Raw genomic sequence first — 23,134 nt, 5'->3', positions numbered from 1 at the left:
AAAGACGCTACACTCAGGGTTATCCATAATATGTTAAAGGTGTTGAAGCTGTATGGCTGTAAACTTAAATATACCTGACGAATCAGCTATCTATCCGGTAGCAGGGGTTGAAATTGGCATCGCGCAGGCCGGCATCAAAAAACCCGGCCATGATGACCTAACATTGTTCAAATTCACGCCAGGCACCTCGGTTGCCGGCGTTTTTACCCGTAACCGTTTCAGAGCGGCCCCGGTACAGATCTGTGAATCGCGCCTGGCCAAGGGCAATGCCATGCGCGCCCTGGTCATCAATACTGGCAACGCCAATGCGGGTACCGGCGCCGATGGCCTGGAACGCGCATTCGAAACCTGCCGCGTGCTGTCCAAAGAACTGGGCCTGCTGGAAGAAGAGGTTCTGCCATTTTCGACCGGCGTGATTCTTGAACCCCTTCCGGTAGACAAGATTACGGCTGCCCTGCCCCAATGCATCCGGACGCTGGACAAGAACGCGTGGCTGCGGGCTGCCCACAGCATCATGACGACCGATACGCTACCCAAAGTCTGCTCAAGACAGCTAACGCTGGACGGACGCAAGGTCAGCATCACCGGCATCAGCAAGGGCGCCGGCATGATTCGGCCGAACATGGCCACCATGCTGGGCTTTGTGGCAACCGATGCGGAAATTGCGCCTGCCCTGCTCAAGGAACTGGTCAAGGACATAGCCAACCGTTCGTTTAACCGCATCACGGTAGACGGCGACACCTCAACCAACGATTCGTTCATTGCCATTGCCACCGGCCAAAGCGGCATCCAGGTCCAGGACGAAAAAAGTCCACATTACGAAAGCATCAAGGCCGAGATGACCGAAGTGGCGCGCGAGTTGGCACAGAAAATTGTGCGCGATGCTGAAGGGGCCACGAAATTCATCACGATTCAGGTTGAGGAAGCTGAAAGCAGCCAGACCGCCCTTAAAATCGCATACGCAATCGCGCATTCCCCCCTTGTCAAAACCGCGTTCTACGCCTCGGACCCGAACCTGGGACGGATTCTGGCGGCCATTGGCTATGCCGGCGTTGACGACCTGAACGTCAACCTCCTGCGACTGTGGCTTGACGATGTACTGGTTGCTACGGACGGCGGCCGTAATCCGGACTATGCCGAAGAAGATGGCCAGCGCATCATGCAACAGTCGGAAATCCTGGTACGTGTCGCCCTGGGTCGCGGCAATGTATCGGAAACCGTATACAGTTGCGATTTCTCGCATGAGTACGTCAGCATCAACGCCGACTACCGTTCCTGATATCCCGGCCAGGCCTGCGGCGTACACGCAGGCCTGGCGCGACCTGCACTGGCTCATCCATTCCCCTGACCTGTTGTCTGCGACTGCGGGTCTGCCATTGGCGGCATGGCCTGCTACCTCGCTGCCTGACATCGCCCGCTGGCTGACGCTCGAAGGCGAAGCACCTCAAGTGCTGGCCGCGGACTTTCATACCAGCTACCGCCGCCTCGGACTTTACGCCGAAGCCCTGCTTGGCACTGCACTGCAACACGTCGATGGCATCCAGTTGCTGGCACAACATACCCCTATTCATTTGATCGTATCTCGGGGCACTGGCGCTGTGCGCCAGACTGTCGGCGAGCTCGATTACGTCTGGCGTGACCGTGACAGCGGCCAGGTCTGGCACTGGGAACTGGCCGTCAAGTGCTACTTGTATTTGCCGCAGACAGAACAGGCAGGCGTCGTCGCCGACCGGTTTGTCGGTCTGCAGCAGCGAGATACGCTGGCGCGCAAAACCGGAAAATTGCGCGACCAGCAGCTGCGGCTTTCGGCCACGCCCGAGGTTTACAGGCAGCTAGGCATGCGCATCGACGACGCTGCCGCCTACGTCAAGGGCTGGCTGTTCTATCCCTTGCACGGAAACCGCTGGGATGATTACCTGCTTCCAGAGACTGAGCTGTCTGCCGAGGCAGCCGGCACAGCCTTGCTCAATCCACGACATCTGCGGGGCTGGTGGCTTACACATGCCGATTTTGTCAAACGCCTGCAGACAACGGCCGGGGTCGGTTCCCCCGGCTTGCGCTGGCGCATCCTGTCGCGCATGCAATGGCTGTCACACCATGAGGCCGATATCGCCGACACATTGGATACGGCCGCCTTGCTGGCGCAACTGCAAGCGTGGTTCTCGGCAGATGCCGCCCCAACTGGCCAACGGCCCGGATTATTGATTGTGGCACTGGCCCCGCCAGGCACACCGGCAAGCAAGGGCACCATTGGCGAGCAAGCTATGCCAGACAACGAGCCAACATGGCAGTCCGGGGCGACAGTGCCGATAGCGCGCAAGCAGGCCTGCACGGAAATACATCGCGGCTTTGTGGTTGCGAACGACTGGGCCCGCGATGCACCCGCAAGGCGCTCTCCGATGGCCACCTGACAGCAGAAATACCACATTTTTGTCCGAAAACCTGTGTATTTGGCGGTTTGCTGCAAACAAGCAATTGATTCTTTTGACTTTTTATCGTTTTTCGCAGTAGAATAACGGGCTTAGCATTCAAATGTGCTAATTCCAAATTTATTTTTAGAGGTTAACCCATATGTACGCGGTCATAAAAACCGGAGGCAAGCAGTATCGTGTTGCCGAAGGTCAAAAACTTAAGGTAGAACAGATACCGGCAGACATCGGGCAAGAAATCTCGCTAGACCAGGTTTTGTCAGTAGGCGAAGGTGAAACACTCAAAGTGGGTGCTCCCTTGGTTGCTGGCGCTGTGGTTAAAGCCAAAGTTCTTGCACATGGACGTCACGACAAGGTGAAAATTTTCAAAATGCGCCGTCGCAAGCATTACCAGCGGCACCAGGGCCATCGCCAGAACTACACCCAGATCGTCATCGAAGCAATTACTGCTTGATCCGTTCGTTAACAGTACAACAGGAGCTTAAACATGGCACAGAAAAAGGGCGGCGGCTCAACTCGTAACGGTCGCGACTCGGAATCCAAACGACTGGGCGTAAAAGCCTTTGGCGGTGAAGTCATTCCAGCCGGTTCAATCATTGTTCGTCAGCGTGGCACACGTTTTCACCCGGGACCCAATGTCGGTATGGGTAAAGACCACACTCTGTACGCACTGGTAGACGGCAGTGTTTCCTTTTCACATAAAGGCGCACTCAACAAGCATACCGTTTCCGTCACAAAGGTAAACTAAACCTTTCCCCGGACATCATGCAGTGCCGTTCACTTGTCGCCAGGTGAACGGCATTTTTTATTCTGCAGTACGCTTTTTTACTCCGCAGCGCGCGCGGGCACCCCCAAGAGCGCCCGCGTGAATGATAATAAAGCACTTACCCGGCGACTCCATTTATTACAGGCCACAGGAAACTATTATGAAATTCGTTGACGAAGCGACGATCGAAGTCATTGCCGGCAAGGGCGGCAACGGTGCGGCGAGTTTTCGTCGCGAAAAATTCATCCCCAAGGGTGGCCCCGATGGCGGCGATGGTGGACGTGGCGGCAGTATCTATGCCGTGGCAGACAGAAACATCAATACCCTGATCGACTTTCGCTATGCGCGCCTGCATCGCGGCAAGAATGGCGAGAATGGCCGCGGTTCGGACCAGTACGGCGCCGCTGCGGCCGATATCACACTGCGCGTGCCGGTCGGCACAGTGATCTATGATGCCGAAACCAACGAGCAGTTATTTGACCTGGATCATCACAAGATGCAGGTGACGCTGGCGGCAGGCGGCCAGGGAGGCATGGGCAATCTGCATTTCAAGTCCAGCGTCAACCGCGCGCCCCGCCAATTTACCCATGGCAAGGAAGGCGAACAACGCAAGCTGCGTCTGGAACTTAAGGTGTTGGCAGACGTTGGCCTGCTGGGCATGCCTAATGCCGGCAAATCCACGCTTATTACGCGTATCTCCAACGCTAAGCCGAAAATCGCCGACTATCCCTTTACCACCCTGCATCCGAACCTGGGCGTGGTGCGAACCTCACCGTCGCGCAGTTTTGTCGTGGCCGATATTCCCGGTCTGATCGAAGGCGCATCCGAAGGCGCCGGCCTGGGCCACCTGTTTCTGCGTCACTTGTCTCGCACACGGGTTTTATTGCATTTGGTCGATGTCTCTGTCATGGATCCCGACCAGGATCCGGTACTGGAAGCGGCCAAAAATGTGCGCGCCATCGCCGAAGAGCTGCGTAAATACGATGCCGAACTGTACGCCAAGCCGCGCTGGCTGGTACTGAACAAACTGGATATGGTCAACGATCCGCAGGACGTGCAGCAACGGCTGTGCAAGGAGCTGCAGTGGTACGCGCCGGTTTTTGCCATCTCGGCTCTGTCGGGCGACGGCACCCAGGCGCTGATCTGGGCGCTGCAAGACTATCTGGACACGGAAAAAGGGCGCGAAATGGCCGAGCAGGACAAGGAAGCGGACGCCTATGTGCCAGAAGACCCGCGTTTTGATGAATCACGTCGCAACTTGGGCGACATGGATCAATAACGGCCATCTCTTTACCCTTCGACCCCTCTTCTGGATTTTTGCAACATGAGCGATTTCGTTTCTTCAGTGGCCACGGCAAGACGCATTGTCGTCAAAGTGGGTTCATCCCTGCTTACCAACGATGGCCAGGGCCTGGATCCGCAGGCGATCGGGGAATGGTCATCGCAAATCGCCACGTTGCGTCGCCAAAACAAGCAGGTGATCCTGGTATCCAGCGGCGCCATTGCAGAAGGCATGGCACGACTCAAATGGAAAACCCGCCCCAAGGTCATGAGCGAGTTGCAGGCCGCCGCCGCGGTGGGCCAGATGGGACTGATCCAGGCCTATGAGTCGGCGTTCGCCGCGCACAACATGCGTGCGGCGCAAATTCTGCTGACGCACGAGGACCTGACCGACCGCCTTCGCTATCTGAATGCCCGTTCGACCATTTTCAAGCTCCTGGAGCTGGGTGTGATTCCTATCGTCAATGAAAACGATACCGTGGTCACAGATGAAATACGACTGGGCGATAACGACACGCTGGGCGCCGTGGTCAGCAATCTGATCGAAGCGGACGCGCTGATCATTCTGACCGACCAGCGCGGACTTTATGACAGCGATCCGCGCAGCAACCCGGATGCGCGTTTCATTCATCTGGCAACAGCCGGTGATCCGGCATTGCAGAAAATGGCTGGTGGCGCCGGCAGCCATATCGGCACCGGCGGCATGCTGACCAAGGTACTTGCCGCACAGCGGGCCGCCAGTAGCGGTGCCACAACCATTATTGCCTCCGGACGTGAAGAACGGGTGCTGGAGCGCCTTGGAACGGGCGAGGCCATTGGCACAGAGCTGCGCGCCGCCCCTTCCCTGCGCTCTGCGCGCAAGCAGTGGTTGGCTGATCATCTGCGCCTGCCGGGCAAGCTGGTGCTCGATGACGGGGCATGCACGGCGCTGGTTGAGCAAGGCAAAAGTCTGCTGGCGGTGGGTGTGACGGATGTTGTTGGCGAATTTGAACGCGGCGATGTCGTGGCGTGCACCGACAAGCAGCATCGTGAAATCGCGCGCGGGCTGGCCAATTACTCTTCGGCCGACACCCGGCGGATCATGCGACACCCTACCCGGGAAATCGAAAGCATTCTTGGCAATTGCCGCGACGAAGAACTGATTCACCGCAACAATATGGTGATCCTCAATCGCCCGCAGCAAACGGCTTCTGAAATGTCCCCGATCTGAGCGCCAGCGATAACGTGATCTGAAATACCGTTAAAACGTGTCAGAACGCAGCTTTATAAAGACGCACGAAGCAACCGTTATGACGTATATCCCTCGGCGGTCGCCGTATGCCGCCACAAGCCTGGTGTGAAGGTGATCAGTACCGCGCCTGCGGCAAACGCACCGGCCAGCCATAGATTGATTGTCAGCCCCAGCGAATCAACAACCCGACCGCCCAGCCACGCTCCCATCGCAATGCCTGTGTTGAAAACACCCACATACAATGCCGTGGCCGCTTCCACCGCGCCTGCCGCCGCTTTCATCACCCAGGTCATCAGGCCAACCGACACCCCGCCATAGGCCAATCCCCAGAACAGTAACGTTGCGCCGCCGCCAATAGTGGAGTCCCCCACAAGCAGAAACAACGCTGGCGTCAGCAGCAGGCCCAGTGCAATCGCCAGCAGCGTCCGTTGTGTGTGCCGGGTCGCCAACATGCCGATCAGAAAATTGCCGATAATACCCGCGATACCGTAAGCAAATAATAATCCGCCAATCCACTGCGAATCAAAACCGGAAACCGACAGCAGCAAGGGGCGCACAAATGTAAAAGCCATAAAGTGACCGGCCACCAATAGCAGCGTCAACACCATGCCGGTCTGCAAGTGACGATTAGCCAATTGCGCGCCGAAGTGGCGCACCGACATTGAACCCGCAACAGGTAACGACGGAATCACTGCCCAATGCAGGCCCAAGACCAAGGCGCTGAGTATGGCCATACCACCAAAGGCCCAGCGCCACCCAAAAGCCTCGCCGATTAGCGCACCCAGCGGCACACCCAGCACGGAAGCGGCGGCCACACCGCCGAAAATAATGGATGTCGCCAGGCCGATCGCAGGCGGGGCGACCAGCCGGGGAGCCAGGCCTGCGGCGATCGCCCATATGCCGCCTATGCAAAAACCGACCAGAACGCGGGTGGCCAGCATCCCTCCAATGCCCGATGCCAGTGCACCGGCAACATTGGCGATGACAAGCAGCCCCAGTAAGCCACAAAGAATCCAGCGCCTGTCCAAGCCGCCGGCCGCGAGCACGACCAATGGCGCGAACACAGCAGCCAGCAGCGCTGGCAGGGAAATCATCAGCCCGGCGGTACCGGAAGAGGTGTCCAGCGTCTCTGCAATTGGCGTAAGCAGACCGACGGGCAACATCTCGGTGGTTACTACGCAGAAGGTCGCAAGACCCACAGCGGTCACGGCAAGCCAGGGGTGTCGGGCCGCGGTTTGTTCCGAAGCCGGTGATGAGCAGTTCATGTGATTGATCCTTATCGTGTTTAGAAGACCGTGCCGCCGTCATGCAGCGTCGGATGTGGGCGAAGCCAGATCAGGCAGACGCCGATGCGCCAAGATCGTGATTGGCAATTCCAGCGCCCCGGTTCCAGGCCCGTCGGGCAAACGCTACGCCACCTGGCGGTCGCGGCGCCCCTCGCAAGCTGCGCCAATCAGTCCTGTAGCCCGGTGGGCCAAGCTGCTGGTGGCGAATGCACTTCCACGTTCTCGATACGGCTTAATCATTTGGTTCTCCGGCATAGTTTTACTTGCCCTCGGTTTAAGGGATGGCGATAATACATACGTTGCGTATGAATAGAATAATATATTCATACGCGCTGAATGTAAATAATCATACGATACGTATGTTAGGAGAGACACCATGGTTCGCCGAACCCGGGCCGACACCGAAGAGACGCGCGCCACTTTGCTGGCGACGGCAAGAAAGGTATTCACAGAATGCGGATACGCTGCCACCTCAATGGATGAACTCACGGCACAGGCAGGCCTGACGCGCGGCGCGCTTTATCATCATTTCGGCGATAAAAAGGGTTTACTGGCGGCCGTGGTAGAACAGATTGATGCCGAGACTGACGCCCGTTTGCGCGCCATCTCTGAATCGGCACAGGACCCCTGGGATGGCTTCAACAGCCGCTGCCGGGCATATCTGGAAATGGCGCTGGAACCCGATATACAGCGCATTGTGCTGCGCGATGCCAGGGCGGTTTTGGGTGGCCCATCCCCCGATTCGCGACGCCATTGCCTGAACACCATGCAACGACAGATCGAAACCCTGATGCAACAGGGCGTTCTTGTCAAAACCGATCCAGAAGCGCTCACTTCGCTTCTTTATGGAAGCCTGGCCGAGGCCGCCGTCTGGATTGCGCAAGCCGAACACGGCGCTGCGCGAATGAAGCAGGCCCATGTGGCGTTCCAATTGCTGCTGCAAGGGCTGCTAAAGCATGCATAGCCCGGGCAGCAACCGATAATTTTTGAAGCACCGGCTCCTGTTTCCAAATACTGATATTATGGCCCTGTTGCCGGCCTGATATATTGACCGATTGCTGAGCCTGTATTGGGGTCCTATGATCGAAACAATACCGTTGCCCTATGGTCGGAACGATATTGTTGTCCTGTTGTCAAAACGACATTATTGTTTTATCGCCAAGGCAATTTTATTGTCCTATTGCTGAGCCGACTTATCGTCTTATTGCGGACCCAGTATCATCGCCTGTTACGCAGCCAATATTGCTCCCTTTATACCTTTATATCATGGACGACATATTACATATTTGATAACAACAGCGAATCTGCTTTAGCAATAGCCGAATGAATATGGATTTAACGTACTCATTAGCTCAAATATAAAGAAAGGAAAAGTTTCAATAGAAAATCGTCAAAAAGTGACAATTGTTAAAGAAAAATGCGCAAACACGGCTATTATGGACGGTGTTATTTACCAGTTGTAACATTTTTGGTTTATCTGATATGGCTACTCGAAAACATCATGAAAATTTGCCGGACTTTCGCGCCGCGGCAAAACTCGGCACCTTCGCCGAAAGACTGCACTACCTTCGCAAGATTTATCACGGGATGAATCAAAACGAACTAGCGCTTGAACTGGGCGTGTCCCAAAGCACAATCGCCAATTACGAAATGGGTAATCGCAAAGTCAGTCCATCGGCGCAAATTGTCAGCCGCCTGGCTGTCTTCTTTGGTGTCAATTCCGACTGGCTGATCAACGGCACTTTGCCCATTCTTCCTGAAAAAAGTTTCATTCCTCCGGAAGTGGCTGCCCGCGAAGCCCTTTTCAAAACGCTAACTCAAAAGGAAACTGCCGCCCTCGTCAACCTGACCGGCAAGCAGCGCAAAGAGCTGACCGCAAATATCAAGTCATACTTGAAAAATGCGTAAGCTGCACAAGCCACATTTTTTAAAGGGACAGCGAAAAAAAAGAGCCGTGTGTGCGTGAACTGCACACGGCTCTTTCCATTTCTGTCATGCAACAACGGGGCAGATGCTATATTGAGTTATTGCGTTGGCGCAAACGCACATCAACCCTTTGACGACGATCTTGTTGACCAGCCGCTGCGCCACAATGGTTGATTGACTGCATGACGTTATTGCTTTAATCCAAACGGCACCAACCCTTCACAACAATCCTGCCCGCCGGCTTTGCCCGGTATTGCGGCATCACCTTCCTATACAACTGCCGCTACATCGGCCACTTTACTGTCATCATGAAAGTCAACCGACGGGTTGATCACAGGTTTGATAAAGCCTGTGCGAACCAGAAAATCGCCAAAGCCTTCCTGGTCGTGCCGGGCAATAGCCCAATGACCGATCTGTTCATCCAGAATTTCCAGAATCTGTTGTTCTGTAATATTTTCCTTGTACAGCCGCGGAATTCGTGTGCCGATGCGATTGCCGCCAAGATGCAGGTTATAGCGTCCTACGGCTTTACCAACCAGCCCGACTTCGGCCAGCATGGCCCTGCCGCACCCATTGGGGCAGCCGGTCACACGCGTGACAATAAAGTCATCTTGCAGGCCATGGCGCGCCATGATTGCGTCCATCTTGTCGATAAACGACGGCAGAAACCGCTCGGCCTCGGCCATTGCCAGCGGACAGGTCGGCAATGCCACGCAGGCCATTGAGTTTTCCCGCTGTACCGTTACGTTGTCGCTGATCAGTCCATGTTCGCGGGCCAGTTTTTCTATGGCAGCCTTGTCAGCTGCTTCGACATTGGCCACAATCAGATTCTGATTTGCCGTCAGACGAAAATCACCTTTGTGAATTTTCGCGATCTCACGCAAACCGGTTTTGATCGGCCTGCCAGGATAGTCCAGCACGCGTCCGTTCTCAATAAACAATGTCAAGTGCCATTTTTTGTCAATGCCATGGACCCAGCCGATTCGATCGCCCCTGTCGGTAAATTCGTAGGGACGTATCTCTTCAAAGGCAAACCCCATGCGTTTTTCCACTTCTGCCTTGAACCCGTCCAGTCCCACACGCAATATGGTGTAGCGCGTTTTGGCGGCTTTTCTGTCGCTGCGGTTACCCAGATCACGTTGCGCCGTCACGACAGCGGCGGCCGTCTCCAGCGTTCTCTCCAGTGGGATGAAGCCGAATTCGTAAGCAGTCGTCGGAAAGGTTGCGGTGTTGCCATGCTCCATGGACAAGCCGCCACCGATAAGCACATTAAACCCCACCAGGCGTCCCTGCTGCGCGATCGCGACAAAGTTCAGATCATTGGCATGCAGATCCACGTCGTTCTGCGGCGGCACGATCACGGTCGTTTTGAACTTGCGCGGCAAATAGCTTTTGCCCAGAATGGGTTCAAGCGTATCGGTATCGGTACTCTGCACCTTCTCTCCGTCCAGCCAGATTTCCGCATAGGCTTTGCTCTTGGGCAATAAATGCTCGGAAATCTTCTTGGCCCATTCCCAGGCCTGAACATGCAGCTCGGATTCCACCGGATTGGAAGTACACAGCACATTACGATTGACATCGCCCGCCGTGGCGATTGAATCCAGGCCCAGCTGATGCAACCATTGGTGCACCGGCCGGATGTTCTGTTTCAAGACACCGTGATACTGGAAGGTCTGGCGATTGGTGATACGGATGCTGCCATACATGGTATGACTGGCAGCAAACTCATCGATTCCGAGCCACTGGGCCGGCGTAATGACGCCGCCGGGCATCCGGCAGCGCAGCATCACATTTTTCAGCGGCTCCAGTTTCTGCTCCACGCGCTCGCCACGAATATCCCGATCGTCCTGTTCATACATGCCATGAAACCGGATCAGGTTGAAGTTGTCGCCACGAAAGCCACCCGTCAGGGGGTCTTCAAGATCTTCGGCGATGGTGCCGCGTAAATAATTACTGTTGCTTTTCAGACGTTCGTTATCCGACAGCTTGCCTGCCGGTGCCTTAATGTCACTCATGATCATTCCTCAATATACGTCGCGCTGATAGCGATGCGACTCGCGCAGCTCATCCAGGTAGGCATCAGCATCATCGGCACTAAGCCCACCTTCGCGGGAAATCACCGCTAGCAACGCCGCTTCAACGTCTTTGGCCATGCGACTTGCATCGCCGCACACATAAAGATGCGCGCCCTTTTGCAGCCATTGCCACAGCTGCTGGCCTTCCTGCAACAACTTGTGCTGGACGTAGACCTTTTCCTGCTGGTCGCGCGACCATGCAAAACTGTAGCGCGACAAGCGCTGCGACTTGGCCAGTTGCTGCCACTCAAGCTGGTACAAAAAATCATCCTTGAAAGACTGGTTACCGAAAATAAGCCAGTTGCTCCCTTGGTGATCCTCTGCGTCGCGTTTTTGCATAAACGCACGGAATGGTGCAATGCCGGTCCCGGCGCCGATCATGATCACGCTGGTTTGCGCATCTTCGGGCAGCCGGAAGTTTGCCGACGACTCGATAAAAATCTCGACTTCGTCTCCCGCTTGCACGCGGCGATTGAGGTAGCCTGAAGCGCCACCCTGATACTGTTTCGCATCCTGCTCATATTGCACTAAGGCCACCGTGATGTGGACTTCGTCTCCGACTTCTTCCTGCGCCGACGCAATCGAATACAAGCGGGGGGTCAGCGGGCGCAGCAAGCCGCACAACTGCTGGGCAGTCAGCACTTTAGGCACGCGCCTGAGGACAACGTCAATAGGCGTATCGGTAATATATTCCTGCAGCGCCTTGCTGTCGGCCACCAGCTCAAGAAGCGCTTTGTCTTGCGTAATCTGTGCATATCCTTTTACAAAGGCTGGCGTATTCTGGGTAATTTCCAGTCGATGAACCAGGGCATCACGAACCGCAAGGCTGTTGCCGTCGGCCAGCGTCACTTTTTCTGCGCCATCGATCCCGGTCGAAGACAAAATAGACTCGGCCAATGCCGGGTCGTTGCGAAACCACACGCCCAGCGCATCACCCGGTTGATAACGGATGCCGGAGTCTGCCAGGTCAAACTCCAGATGGCGAACATCCTTGAGCGAGTCGCGACTGGTAATTTTCTGGTTGGTCAAAATGGTGGCAGTAAACGGCTTTTCACGCGTATAAATCTGCGCATGCACCTGCGGTTCGTTCACCAGGGCGCTGACACTGCCCGTTGCGGCGGTCGCTTCAGTATTACGGCTTTCGTGTTCGACCAGCCAGCCCACGGTTTTTTCAACCCACTCATCGGCCGTTGCCTGGTAATCCAGGTCGCAGTCGACACGTTCAAAAAGACGCTGCGCCCCCAGTTCTGCCAGACGCGAATCAAAGTCTTTGCCCGCCTGGCAAAAATCAGGATAGGAACTGTCACCGAGCCCCAGTACCGCAAACTGCAGGGCTTTAACATCGGGCGGCTTCTTGCCGAACAGGGCCTTATGCAAAGTCAGGGCTTCTTCCGGCGGCTCACCGTCTCCCTGGGTCGAGGCAATAATCAGGACAAGTCGCTCAGAGGCCAGCTGCCGGCTCTTGTAATCACCGGTGTTTTTGAGTACGGACGCGACGCCTGCAGCCTTGAGCTTGTCTTGCAATGACTGGGCAACGCGACGAGCATTACCGGTCTGAGATGCCGATAATATCAGCACCGGACTGGCCTGTTGCGGCGTACCAGGCGCAGTTGCAGCTGGGGCGCTGGCTGCGGCGGGCGCCTCCATCTGCTGGCTGCGCGCCCATAAATAGCCGGACAGCCACGCTGTCTGCAAAGGATTTAACCCCGAGAGGTTTTTTTGCAATTCGGATAACGTATCCGAATTTATCGGCAACCCCGATAGTGGTGGATAACTCATTTGTCTGATTTCCCTGCGCACGGACAATACTCGCACAGCAGCATGGTCATGAGACCGGGGTTGCGGGCGGCTTGTCACTCATTGATTTACTATTTATAAAAACGGCTTATTCTTTGTACGGAATCCATCCTAGCAACGATTGCGCAGTGCACGAACGACAGATATGTCATTTCAACATTACCCCTAACTATATAAGCCTGACAGACAACCGATCCCTTTCTTATTACTTAAAGATCTAAGCTACAAGCGGATATATATTTTTCGATTATTTGTAAAAACACTACGATTACAGACGTCATAACGATATAACCGTCTTCGCTTTCTATTTGGCTCAATTTATTATGCAAACCTTTCCCTTATTCGCCAACCTCACTGGACGTCCCGTGCTGGTGGTTGGCGGCGGCACTGTTGCCGAGCGCAAGGCCCATGCCCTGCTGGATGCCGGCGCGTGCGTGCACCTGGCGGCCCCGCAGTTGACATCACAACTGCAATCATGGGTGGATCAGGGCAAGGTATGGCTGCGTGGCAGCCACTTTGACGCGACATGGCTGGATGATGTCTTTCTGGCTGTGGCAGCGACCGATGATGCCGCTATCAACAAGGCGGTATCCGATGCCGCCGAAGCGCGTAAAAAACTGGTCAACGTGGTGGACAATCCCCAGCTGTGTTCGTATATCGTGCCATCGATTATTGACCGTTCACCGGTACAGATTGCCATTAGCAGTAACGGCACGGCCCCGGTGCTGATCCGGCAATTGCGCCAGCAACTGGAAGCGCAAATTCCGCAGCAACTTGGCAATATGGCGCAAATTGCCGGGCGCTGGCGCGACATCGTCAAAAAACGGCTTGGATCGCTCTCCGAGCGCCGTCGCTTCTGGGAAAGTTTGTTTAGCAGCCGCTTTGCCGATGCAGCGCAATCAGGCGATACGGCCGGCGCCGAAGCGCTGCTGCAGGCACAGCTTGATCGTGGCGTGCCTCAGCATGGCGAAGTCACGCTGGTGGGCGCGGGCCCGGGCGATCCGGGACTGCTTACGCTCAATGCCCTGCAAGCCATTCAGCACGCCGACATCGTGTTCCATGACGCGCTTATCACAGATGAAATATTGGCCCTGATACGCCGCGACGCCGATCGGGTTCCGGTCGGAAAGCGCGGCGGCCATCATTCGGTGCCGCAGGAGCGGATCAATGAACTGCTAATCAGTCACGCCAGAAAAGGCTTGCGCGTGGTTCGACTTAAGGGCGGAGACCCCTTCGTTTTCGGTCGAGGCGGCGAAGAACTGCATTCGGTCACCGACCAGGGCATCCCCTGTCGCGTGATCCCGGGCATTACCGCCGCGCTGGGCGCCTGCGCCTATGCAGGCATTCCGCTGACCCATCGAGATCATTCGCAATCGGTCCTGTTTGTCACCGGTCACACCTGCCGCAATGAGAACGCCATTGACTGGGATACCCTTGCACGACCTCGCCAGACCCTCGTGGTCTACATGGGCACGGTCAACGCGCAAAAAATTACCCGCGAGCTGACGCAGCGTGGCCGATCCGCCGACACTCCGGTTGCCGTTGTCAGCCACGCGACCCGACCTTCGCAAAAAGTGTACGCCGGTACACTGTCTGCTTTGGACAACCTGGCAGCGCAGGCGGCCGCGCCCGCCCTATTCATCATTGGCGAGGTCGCTGCAGCACAACAGGAAAAGCGATTAACAGACACCGAGACTGTAGCCAGCCAGCTGGACACAGTCGTTCTTGACGCTGCCTGATATTGATGCGGAGCAACAACCGGAGGTGCAGAGCGACGCAATCTGCACACGCCGGGCCCGCACCTTGTCGCTTTACCATGGTTACGTAATTGCTGGATCCATCGGATTCGCTTGTCTGGATCCGTATAAGCTCCTATACTTCGCAGTTCAAGCAGGGGTACTGCGCCGTTGGCGTGGTTGAGAGAGTCCCTTTGTACCAGTACGGATAATGCCGATGCTGGGAGATCATTCGTCTACACGAAGGCTGTCCCGTATTCGGCTCCAATTTCAATTGTTTTGGAGCAAACATGAGTGCAATCCCAAAATTCCTGGCCGCGACGGCGCAGGTTGATTCCGCCGCCATTCAGGCACTTCCCCAGTCACGCAAGATTTATGAACAGGGTTCTCGACCCGACATTCGCGTGCCCTTTCGTCAAATCAGTCAGGATGATACGCCTACCCTCTTTGGCGGGGAATCCAACCCGCCACTGACGGTGTATGATGCCAGCGGCCCGTATACCGACCCTGCGGTCAGTATTGATATCCGCAAGGGCCTGCCTGCGGTTCGGCGCGCCTGGATTGATGAACGCGAGGATACTGAGGTGCTGCCCGGACCCAGCAGCGTCTACGGCCAGGAACGCCTGACCGATCCGGCGCTGACTGCGATGCGCTTCGAATTGCAGCGCCCGCCGCGTCGTGCGCTGGCCGGTCGCAATGTGAGCCAGATGCATTACGCGCGCAAGGGCATTATCACGCCTGAAATGGAATTTGTCGCTATCCGCGAGAATATGCGGATCGAGCAGTACATCGACAGCGTGCGCCAAAGCGGGCCTGAAGGCGAGAAACTGGCCGCACGCATTTTGCGTCAGCATCCGGGGCAGTCCTTTGGCGCTTCCATTCCCAAAAAAATCACACCGGAATTTGTCCGGGACGAAATTGCGCGCGGGCGCGCCATCATCCCGGCCAATATCAATCACCCCGAAATTGAACCCATGGCCATCGGTCGCAATTTCCTGGTCAAGATCAATGCCAATATCGGCAACTCGGCGCTTGGGTCCAGCATCAATGAGGAAGTGGAGAAAATGACCTGGGCCATCCGTTGGGGCGGCGATACCGTGATGGATTTATCCACTGGCAAGCACATCCATGAAACGCGAGAATGGATCATCCGCAACTCGCCGGTTCCCATCGGTACCGTGCCTATTTATCAGGCGCTGGAAAAAGTGGATGGCAAAGCCGAGGAACTGACCTGGGAAATCTTCCGCGACACACTGATTGAGCAGGCAGAACAGGGTGTGGACTATTTCACCATTCATGCGGGTGTACGCCTGCCGTTCATTCCCATGACGGCGGACCGCATGACCGGTATCGTGTCACGGGGCGGCTCCATCATGGCCAAATGGTGCCTCGCCCATCACGAAGAAAGCTTCTTGTATACGCACTTCGAAGATATTTGCGAAATCATGAAAGCCTATGATGTGAGCTTCTCCCTGGGCGACGGACTGCGTCCGGGCTCAGGTTACGATGCCAATGATGAGGCTCAATTTGCCGAGCTCAAGACACTGGGCGAACTGACCAAGGTGGCGTGGAAGCACGATGTTCAGGTCATGATCGAAGGCCCGGGCCATGTGCCCATGCATTTGATCAAGGAAAACATGGACCTGCAACTGGAACATTGTGACGAAGCACCCTTCTATACTCTTGGCCCGCTGACCACCGATATCGCCCCGGGCTACGATCATATTACATCCGGCATTGGCGCTGCACTGATCGGATGGTATGGCACCGCCATGTTGTGCTATGTCACCCCTAAAGAACACCTCGGGCTGCCCAATAAGAAAGATGTGAAGGACGGCATTATCACTTATAAAATTGCTGCGCACGCTGCAGATCTGGCAAAAGGTCATCCGGGCTCGGCCATCCGTGACAATGCCCTGTCTAAGGCCCGATTCGAGTTTCGCTGGGATGATCAATTCAACCTGGGGCTGGATCCGGATACGGCCAAAGAGTTCCACGATGAAACCCTACCGAAAGACTCCATGAAAGTGGCGCACTTCTGTTCCATGTGCGGACCGCATTTTTGCAGCATGAAAATCACTCAGGATGTTCGGGAATATGCCCAGAAGCAGGGCTTATCAGCCGACAAGGCATTGCATCAAGGTATGCAGGAAAAATCGATTGAGTTCATGAAAAAAGGCGCCGAGCTGTATCACAAGACCTGATATCCAGCAGCGGAAAAAGCGTGCGACCCAGTCGGGCCCGGTACGGGCTGGATTGGCAGCAGACGATTGGTCTTGCGCTTATCCCTGTTGTGACCGATCAGGATAAGTTGTAATACGATTCTATTCATCGTATCCTCCTTATCAGGCAGGGCCCGGCTTCGGTCGGGCCCTTTTACCGTCTGCGCTGTCCATCAGCAAAGCCCCCACATTTTGCGTTTATCGCGGATATGTTCAGACCAGGTTTGATTCGAATGATCCCTTACGGATTCCCGTAATGGCCGATTCGATCATGCCGTGACAAATCCCCCTAAGCCTGGATCCGGCCTGTCTTTATCTGCTTTTGCAACTGGGAAAACGAACAGATCTGGCCGGCCAGTGCGCTGGCCATGACCGTGGCAGGGCTGCCGAGCCAGACTTTGCCCGGGCCCGAGCGTCCCGGAAAATTGCGATTGATTGCGCTGATGGTGGTCTGGCTTGCGTGGGTGGAAGAACCAGGTCCGCAGTTGGCACAGGCGCCACATGACGGTTGCAATATCGTGGCACCCATGTGCTCAAACACCCGGTCATAACCCATGCCCACGCAGTAATCGCGAACCGCCGTAGTTCCATACTGTAAATACAGTTGCACATGTGGCGCCACATGCAGACCATGCCGCATGCCCCAGGCCAAGACGGCGTGGTACTGATCAAAATCCTCGCGCTTTCCCGCAGTACAGGAACCGCCATAAGCAATGTCAATGGCCACGGCTCGATCCAATGAGTCAACCGGCCGCCCGTTGCCCGGATCGCCAGGCGCGGCAACCAGCACGTCCAGCGCCGAACAATCAATATTCATTTCCTGTTCATACGTGGCTCCCGGATCGCTGTGCATCCAGTCGGCCAGTTCGAAATCGACGCCCCGGCGGTCCTTCAAAAATTGCACGGTTCGGACATCGGGAGCCACAATGCCGGTAAAGCCGCCCAGTTCTGCACACATATTGGTCAGGGTCGCCCGTTCATCCACAGACAAGCTGTCGATGACTGCACCCGTAAACTCGAACACCCTGCCGACGCCCTGGCCGGCCCGGATCTGCGGCAAGGCCAGCAAATGAAGAACAATATCCTTGGCTGCAACGCCAGGCGCCAGCGTGCCCTGGAGCCGCACAAGAATACTGGCAGGCATGGTAATGCGCACGGCCCCGGTCATAAAGGCATTGGCCATATCGGTCGTGCCCACGCCGAAGGCAACGCACCCCAGGGCGCCGCTATGCGGCGTATGTGAATCGGTTCCGACTACGACCTGTCCTGGAAGGGCATAGTGTTCGGCCATCATGGCATGTGAAATACCCGCCACGTTGCGACCCTCGTCCAGCAGGGCTTCACTCTCGGTCAAGGTACGATGCGAGCGCAGGCCTGTCTCTTTGACGAAATCCCGGTGCGCCTGGCACATGCGCAGCATGTTCGGCACCAGCCCCTGGCGCAGATGGGCGGGACTCTGCTGGATATAAGAGGTGTGATCCTCGAAGGCAATGACTTTTTCTGTATCGAAAAGTTGCAACGGGCGGCCATAGCTTTGATGCAGCATATGCGCCGCCATGCCGGTGTAATACTCGTGAATGAAGCGCCAGTCTGCACGCAGGAAAATACCGGCTCCTGGCGTCAGATCGGTTCCGGTTTGTGCGGTTCGCAGTACATGCCGGACCATAATCTTTTCAAACAGCGTCTGCGGCTTGTTGGTTACCGCAGATGCCTGTGGCCGACTCCTGGCTAGATGACGTTTGCCATAACTGAGCAGCCCGCCGCTGCGCAGGATAGCCTGCGTGAGCACATCGCGCTCTTGCAGGATTTGCTCCAGTGTAATGGTGTGCCCTGCCGCAAGCCGGGCCAGAAGTTCGAAATTGGTCGATGTCAGCAAACCGATATTGTCGGCATTTTGCCGGTAGATTCGCTCAAAACTACGTGCAAACACCAGACGCACGCCGGCATGCTTTTCTGCTGCGGGACTATGCTCGCGTGAAGAGCCCTTGCCATAGCGGGCGCCGGCGACGACCACCTGAATACCGGCCTGCCGGACCGCATGGCGCGCGATCGGCGTACGGCCCCCTGCCTGTACGCCGGTATAGGCAAACCCGCCGAGCTTGTCGTCGTAATGCGACATGATAGCCACCGGCGTGATTTCGTCGGTGGAAATATCGTCCCGCAATTCGATGCCGACGTCAATACCGCCGGGCACGACGCCCGCATCTGGCTGCAGACATGCCTCAATAATCTGCGGGTCCCGGGCAAGGTAAAGAAATCGGTCAAAAGCAAGAGGGGCACTCGGAAAGTCATTCATCACTGCAAATTCCTGGGGAGTCACATACGCTATCGTAAACTGCCATTATCGCGCACCCACATGCAATGTAACGGCTGGCCCCTGCCCGAGCAGCGTTTTTTTTGAAGCTTTACTCATTCGCTTTACCTTTTTCTCGGACCCTGAAAAGTGCCATGTTATCGCCGCTTAGTCGATGCGACAGTCCTGTCGTGCCTATCAGGATTTTTAGCGTCGATGGTTAAACAACGCGAGTCATGCCATGCCGACAACAGGTAGAATACCAAAGGCCTCGAAACAGATTGCCTTGGCTTTTATGGCGACTGACATAATGAATGATCTGATTCGCGTCTATTGACGCCCTTGAGGAAAGCCATGCATTTTTATAATCTGCTGTTCCATATCCCTACCTTTTTGGCCTGGATCCTGTGCATTCTTTTCTTTGTCAGTCTGTCCGGCCTGATTATCCGGATTATCCGCCGCCAACGCAAAAATCATACTACCCCGCGCAGCAGCGCCCTGAGTCATACACTCATTTCGGGTTTACTAGTGCCTATCGGCCTGAACATGGCGTTCATGGCCAGCGATGTATGGAAGGAAAATGAGAAGGGACAAGCTGCCACCGAGCAGGAGGCCGGCGCAGTGCATGATGCGCTCAGGGTGCTCAGGCATATGCCCGAGCAAATCAATGCCGATCTGCGAGCTCACCTGATTGCTTACGTGAATATCGCCGTACAGGATGAATGGCCGCGCATGGGACGCGACCAGACCAGTGAACACACCGAATCGGCCCTGGATGTGCTGACCATCAATGCGGCCAGAACCGCCATCGATGTTCGCCAGGACCCGTACGTCAGTTCCCAGATGGCGCTGCTCAATACCTATCTGAAACAAATACGGGAAGCCCGTGATGACAGACTCAATGTTGCCACCTATCATATCAATCCGCAAAAATGGCTGGTCCTGCTGCTCCTGATGAGTGTGTGCATGTACGTCATCTACGATATTCACTATCACACCCGACCCGAGCTGCACAAAGCGGTCGTCCTTATTTCACTGAGCTTTGCCAGCATTTCGTTCCTGATACTGGTCAACGACCGGCCGTTTACCGGTAGCAGTATCATTGAACCGGAGCATCTGCAGCAAATCCAAAAGGCGCAGTTTCAGTAAACAGAATACGGCGCTGCAGAAAACCCCTACAATGAAAACTTCCTCATCCCGTCACCCAACCGGAACAAGAGATAACGTGGACAACGAAAGTACAGAAAAAAACGAAATGCAGCAGGATATCCGCCTGCTGGGCAGGATCCTGGGCGCGGCCATTCGCGAGTCGGACGGCCAGCCGATTTTTGACGTCATTGAAACGGTGCGCCGGGCTGCCGTTCGCTTCAAGCGTGAAGGGGTCCGGCAGGAGCGCGAGTCGATGATCAATCGACTGACCGCGCTGACCGATGACGAGGCCAACACCCTGTCGCGCGCCTTCAGCTATTTCCTGCACCTGGCCAACCTGGCAGAGGATCGCGATCAGCAGAAACGCCAGCGCCGCCGATTGCTTAGCAGCAGCGACGCCCAGATCGGCACGCTGGGGCACACGCTGGCGCAACTGGAACGCCATGGCGTCGCACGCCCGCAAGTGCGTGAATACCTTGCCAACACCATGATTGTGCCCGTCCTGACCGCCCATCCCACAGAAGTGCAGCGCAAAAGCACGCTGGACCTGCATCGGCATATCAGTCATTGCCTGGTGGGTCTCGATAGCCGGCTGACCGAAGAGGAAAGCCATCAACTGGCGCTGGAGCTGACCGGGTATATCAAGACGCTGTGGCTGACCCGGATGCTGCGTTTTAACAAGCTGACGGTCAATGACGAAATCGAAAATGCCATGGCGTATTTCAGCACCACATTTCTGAAAGCCATTCCAACGCTATACACCACACTGGCGCGCAATCTGGGCACTGGCAGCGACAGTGCAGCGCCGGCGCCAGCCTTTCTGAAAATGGGTTCCTGGATTGGCGGTGATCGCGACGGCAATCCCAATGTAAATGCCGATACGCTGACGCACGCCATGAACCGCCATGGCACCACGCTGTTCGAATACTATCTTGACCAGGTGCATTTGCTGGGCTCGGAGCTGTCTTTGAGCTCGTCGCTGACCCAGGTCTCGCCTGACCTGGCCAGGCTGTCGGAAGCCAGCCCCGACCGGTCAAGGCACAGACTGGATGAACCTTATCGTCGCGCGCTCATTGGCGTCTACGCACGCCTGGCGGCAACGGCAAAACATCTGACGGCCCACGATCTGGCCCTGCGCAACACCGTTGCGGCCGATCCCTATGATGACCCCACGGCCTTCGCGGCGGACCTGTCAGTCATTGCCCGCTCGCTGTGCAATAACCATGCCGGCGCTGTCGTGCCCCTGCGTTTACAGGAATTGCAACAGGCCGTGGCGGTGTTTGGATTTCACCTGGCAGCACTGGATCTGCGACAAAGCTCGGATGTCCACGAGCGCATTCTGGCCGAACTGTATCAGCGTGCAGCCATCAAGTATGAGGGTCAGCCGATTCAGTACGACCAACTGGATGAAGAAAAGAAAATCGCCGTGCTGCTGGCCGAGCTGGAAGACAGCCGCCCCCTGGTGTCGCCGTGGCAGCAGTACAGTGAAGAGACCCGCAAGGAGCTGGCGATTTTGCAGGCGGCCGCCTCGGTGCGACGCCACTATGGAAATAATGCCATTACGCAATATATTGTCTCGCATACCGAGACTTTGAGTGATTTGCTCGAAGTGCTGGTCTTGCAGCACGAAACCGGGCTGATCTCGCAACAGCGCGACGACACGGGCCAGCGCATGCCGGTGACGGCCGCAGATGGCCTGATCGTAGTGCCGCTATTTGAGACCATTCCCGATTTGCAAGCCGGCCCCGCCATTATGGATCGCTGGTTGTCGCTGCCGCCGGTGCGCGAACGCATTATGCATGCACAGCAGGGAATTCAGGAAGTGATGCTGGGCTATTCGGACAGCAATAAGGATGGCGGTTACCTGACTTCCAACTGGTCTTTGTACAATGCAGAATTACAGCTGCTGGAAGTATTTCGCCGCCATGACGTACGCCTGCGCCTGTTTCACGGCCGCGGCGGGTCAGTCGGTCGCGGCGGAGGTTCCAGCTTCGATGCAATCCTGGCGCAACCTCCCGGCACGGTAGATGGGCAAATCCGTCTGACCGAGCAGGGAGAAGTCATCCAGACCAAGTACAAAAATGCCGAAAGCGGCCGCATCAATCTGGAGTTGCTGGTTTCGGCAACACTGTTAAGTAGCCTGGCGCCGCATGAGGAAACTGGCAAGGATGCCGACACAATGCAACGCTATACGGACACCATGGCGTGGCTGTCCGATGCTGCCCAACATGCTTATCGCCGGCTGGTGTACGATACCCCCGGATTTGTCGACTACTTTTTTGCAGCCACGCCCATCAACGAGATTGCCGGCCTTAATATCGGCTCGCGCCCGGCCTCGCGCAAAAAAGGGCAGCGCATCGAAGACCTGCGCGCCATCCCCTGGGGATTTTCCTGGGCGCAATGCCGGCTGATGATCACCGGCTGGTATGGCGTGGGTACGGCGATCGATAGTTTTATCCGGCTGGGTACGGGCAAGGACGATGGCAGCACGCAGCAATCACGTACGCAATTGCTGCAGGACATGGCCGAACACTGGCCGTTTTTTCAGACCGTCATGTCGAATATGGAGATGGTGCTGGCCAAAACCGATATGGATATCGGACGCCAGTATAGCGAGCTGGTGGCTGACCAGGACATACGCCGCACGATTTTCGGGATGATTGAACAGGAATTCGCGTTAACGCGCCAAGCGCTCTACAGTATCAAGCAGCAGGATCTGCTGGCAGACAACCCGACGCTGAAGGCAGCATTGCAGGAGCGCTTTGCCTACACCGATCCGTTGAACTACCTGCAGGTTGAAGTCATCCGCCGCCAGCGCGCGCTGGAAGATGCGCAGCAAGAGCCGTCCAAGCTTGAACAGATGCGCAGCCAGCGCACCATTCACCTGACCATCAACGGCATCGCCACAGGTCTGCGCAATTCCGGGTAGCGGGCCAGGCGCGC

General features: G+C 56.1%; 16 protein-coding genes. 12 read left to right on the top strand and 4 right to left on the bottom strand.

The features are described 5' to 3' along the window. Window positions 1–52: 52 nt before the first annotated feature. The 6 genes from argJ to proB all read left to right on the top strand — a co-directional run bounded on the left by argJ (window position 53) and on the right by proB (window position 5,686). Window positions 53–1,279, top strand: coding sequence for a bifunctional glutamate N-acetyltransferase/amino-acid acetyltransferase ArgJ (gene argJ, locus CAP48_RS06835; protein ID WP_100695252.1), 1,227 nt, complete (start codon window positions 53–55; stop codon window positions 1,277–1,279). Next, the gene (locus tag CAP48_RS06830; RefSeq protein WP_161495212.1) at window positions 1,242–2,411 is read left to right on the top strand and encodes a DUF1853 family protein; all 1,170 of its coding nucleotides are present in this window, start codon (window positions 1,242–1,244) and stop codon (window positions 2,409–2,411) included. The genes argJ and CAP48_RS06830 overlap by 38 nt, the downstream gene beginning before the upstream one ends. Window positions 2,412–2,571: 160 nt before the next feature. Next, on the top strand, window positions 2,572–2,883 hold the full coding sequence (gene rplU / locus CAP48_RS06825; RefSeq protein WP_024006360.1) for a 50S ribosomal protein L21: 312 nt from the start codon (window positions 2,572–2,574) through the stop codon (window positions 2,881–2,883). 33 nt (window positions 2,884–2,916) lie between these two features. Continuing rightward, entirely contained in the window at window positions 2,917–3,177 is a 261-nt protein-coding gene (gene rpmA / locus CAP48_RS06820) for a 50S ribosomal protein L27 (protein ID WP_100695250.1), read from the top strand. A 178-nt stretch (window positions 3,178–3,355) separates the two neighbouring features. Next, entirely contained in the window at window positions 3,356–4,474 is a 1,119-nt protein-coding gene (gene obgE / locus CAP48_RS06815) for a GTPase ObgE (protein WP_100695249.1), read from the top strand. A 45-nt stretch (window positions 4,475–4,519) separates the two neighbouring features. Further along, window positions 4,520–5,686, top strand: coding sequence for a glutamate 5-kinase (gene proB, locus CAP48_RS06810; protein WP_100695248.1), 1,167 nt, complete (start codon window positions 4,520–4,522; stop codon window positions 5,684–5,686). Window positions 5,687–5,763: 77 nt separating this feature from the next. Here the strand turns inward: proB and CAP48_RS06805 are convergent, their stop codons facing one another. Then, entirely contained in the window at window positions 5,764–6,972 is a 1,209-nt protein-coding gene (locus CAP48_RS06805) for an MFS transporter (RefSeq protein WP_100695247.1), read from the bottom strand. A gap of 397 nt (window positions 6,973–7,369) precedes the next feature. Between CAP48_RS06805 and CAP48_RS06800 the strand changes: the two genes are divergently transcribed. Together CAP48_RS06800 and CAP48_RS06795 are read left to right on the top strand one after the other, a co-directional pair. Then, the gene (locus tag CAP48_RS06800; RefSeq protein WP_100695246.1) at window positions 7,370–7,957 is read left to right on the top strand and encodes a TetR/AcrR family transcriptional regulator; all 588 of its coding nucleotides are present in this window, start codon (window positions 7,370–7,372) and stop codon (window positions 7,955–7,957) included. A gap of 440 nt (window positions 7,958–8,397) precedes the next feature. Then, window positions 8,398–8,901, top strand: coding sequence for a helix-turn-helix domain-containing protein (locus CAP48_RS06795; RefSeq protein ID WP_100695245.1), 504 nt, complete (start codon window positions 8,398–8,400; stop codon window positions 8,899–8,901). A gap of 287 nt (window positions 8,902–9,188) precedes the next feature. Here CAP48_RS06795 and cysI read toward each other — a convergent pair whose 3' ends face one another. Together cysI and CAP48_RS06785 are read right to left on the bottom strand one after the other, a co-directional pair. Beyond that, window positions 9,189–10,934, bottom strand: a complete 1,746-nt coding sequence (gene cysI / locus CAP48_RS06790; protein WP_100695244.1) for an assimilatory sulfite reductase (NADPH) hemoprotein subunit — start codon at window positions 10,932–10,934, stop codon at window positions 9,189–9,191. Between the two features lie 9 nt (window positions 10,935–10,943). Next, window positions 10,944–12,773: an assimilatory sulfite reductase (NADPH) flavoprotein subunit gene (locus tag CAP48_RS06785; RefSeq protein ID WP_100695243.1), complete on the bottom strand. Its 1,830-nt coding sequence runs from the start codon at window positions 12,771–12,773 to the stop codon at window positions 10,944–10,946. A 341-nt stretch (window positions 12,774–13,114) separates the two neighbouring features. Between CAP48_RS06785 and cysG the strand changes: the two genes are divergently transcribed. Beyond that, entirely contained in the window at window positions 13,115–14,530 is a 1,416-nt protein-coding gene (cysG, locus tag CAP48_RS06780) for a siroheme synthase CysG (protein WP_100695242.1), read from the top strand. A gap of 287 nt (window positions 14,531–14,817) precedes the next feature. Beyond that, window positions 14,818–16,731 carry a phosphomethylpyrimidine synthase ThiC gene (gene thiC / locus CAP48_RS06775; protein WP_100695241.1) on the top strand — a complete coding sequence of 638 codons (1,914 nt, stop codon included), beginning with the start codon at window positions 14,818–14,820 and terminating at the stop codon, window positions 16,729–16,731. A gap of 307 nt (window positions 16,732–17,038) precedes the next feature. On the opposite strand, the gene CAP48_RS06770 is transcribed toward thiC, so the two are convergent. After that, window positions 17,039–19,045: an aconitase family protein gene (locus CAP48_RS06770; protein ID WP_100695240.1), complete on the bottom strand. Its 2,007-nt coding sequence runs from the start codon at window positions 19,043–19,045 to the stop codon at window positions 17,039–17,041. A gap of 351 nt (window positions 19,046–19,396) precedes the next feature. Between CAP48_RS06770 and CAP48_RS06765 the strand changes: the two genes are divergently transcribed. Further along, window positions 19,397–20,191 (top strand): DUF4239 domain-containing protein, encoded by a 795-nt coding sequence (locus CAP48_RS06765; RefSeq protein ID WP_100695239.1) that lies wholly within the window; start codon window positions 19,397–19,399, stop codon window positions 20,189–20,191. Window positions 20,192–20,222: 31 nt separating this feature from the next. Next, window positions 20,223–23,120, top strand: coding sequence for a phosphoenolpyruvate carboxylase (gene ppc / locus CAP48_RS06760; RefSeq protein ID WP_100695238.1), 2,898 nt, complete (start codon window positions 20,223–20,225; stop codon window positions 23,118–23,120). Window positions 23,121–23,134: the final 14 nt, after the last annotated feature.

Origin of the sequence: Advenella sp. S44, assembly GCF_002810445.1 — a bacterium.
GTDB lineage: Bacteria > Pseudomonadota > Gammaproteobacteria > Burkholderiales > Burkholderiaceae_B > Advenella.
The sequence above is the reverse complement of the archived record's forward strand: the minus strand, read 5'-3'. Positions and strand labels throughout refer to the sequence as shown.

What these genes read in the sequence shown, in the direction of transcription:
- argJ (WP_100695252.1), top strand. Translation starts at nt 53, where the DNA reads ATGGCTGTAAACTTAAATATACCTGACGAATCAGCTATCTATCCGGTA.
- CAP48_RS06830 (WP_161495212.1), top strand. Translation starts at nt 1,242, where the DNA reads ATGAGTACGTCAGCATCAACGCCGACTACCGTTCCTGATATCCCGGCC.
- rplU (WP_024006360.1), top strand. Translation starts at nt 2,572, where the DNA reads ATGTACGCGGTCATAAAAACCGGAGGCAAGCAGTATCGTGTTGCCGAA.
- rpmA (WP_100695250.1), top strand. Translation starts at nt 2,917, where the DNA reads ATGGCACAGAAAAAGGGCGGCGGCTCAACTCGTAACGGTCGCGACTCG.
- obgE (WP_100695249.1), top strand. Translation starts at nt 3,356, where the DNA reads ATGAAATTCGTTGACGAAGCGACGATCGAAGTCATTGCCGGCAAGGGC.
- proB (WP_100695248.1), top strand. Translation starts at nt 4,520, where the DNA reads ATGAGCGATTTCGTTTCTTCAGTGGCCACGGCAAGACGCATTGTCGTC.
- CAP48_RS06805 (WP_100695247.1), bottom strand. Translation starts at nt 6,972, where the DNA reads ATGAACTGCTCATCACCGGCTTCGGAACAAACCGCGGCCCGACACCCC.
- CAP48_RS06800 (WP_100695246.1), top strand. Translation starts at nt 7,370, where the DNA reads ATGGTTCGCCGAACCCGGGCCGACACCGAAGAGACGCGCGCCACTTTG.
- cysI (WP_100695244.1), bottom strand. Translation starts at nt 10,934, where the DNA reads ATGAGTGACATTAAGGCACCGGCAGGCAAGCTGTCGGATAACGAACGT.
- CAP48_RS06785 (WP_100695243.1), bottom strand. Translation starts at nt 12,773, where the DNA reads ATGAGTTATCCACCACTATCGGGGTTGCCGATAAATTCGGATACGTTA.
- cysG (WP_100695242.1), top strand. Translation starts at nt 13,115, where the DNA reads ATGCAAACCTTTCCCTTATTCGCCAACCTCACTGGACGTCCCGTGCTG.
- thiC (WP_100695241.1), top strand. Translation starts at nt 14,818, where the DNA reads ATGAGTGCAATCCCAAAATTCCTGGCCGCGACGGCGCAGGTTGATTCC.
- CAP48_RS06770 (WP_100695240.1), bottom strand. Translation starts at nt 19,045, where the DNA reads ATGAATGACTTTCCGAGTGCCCCTCTTGCTTTTGACCGATTTCTTTAC.
- CAP48_RS06765 (WP_100695239.1), top strand. Translation starts at nt 19,397, where the DNA reads ATGCATTTTTATAATCTGCTGTTCCATATCCCTACCTTTTTGGCCTGG.
- ppc (WP_100695238.1), top strand. Translation starts at nt 20,223, where the DNA reads ATGAAAACTTCCTCATCCCGTCACCCAACCGGAACAAGAGATAACGTG.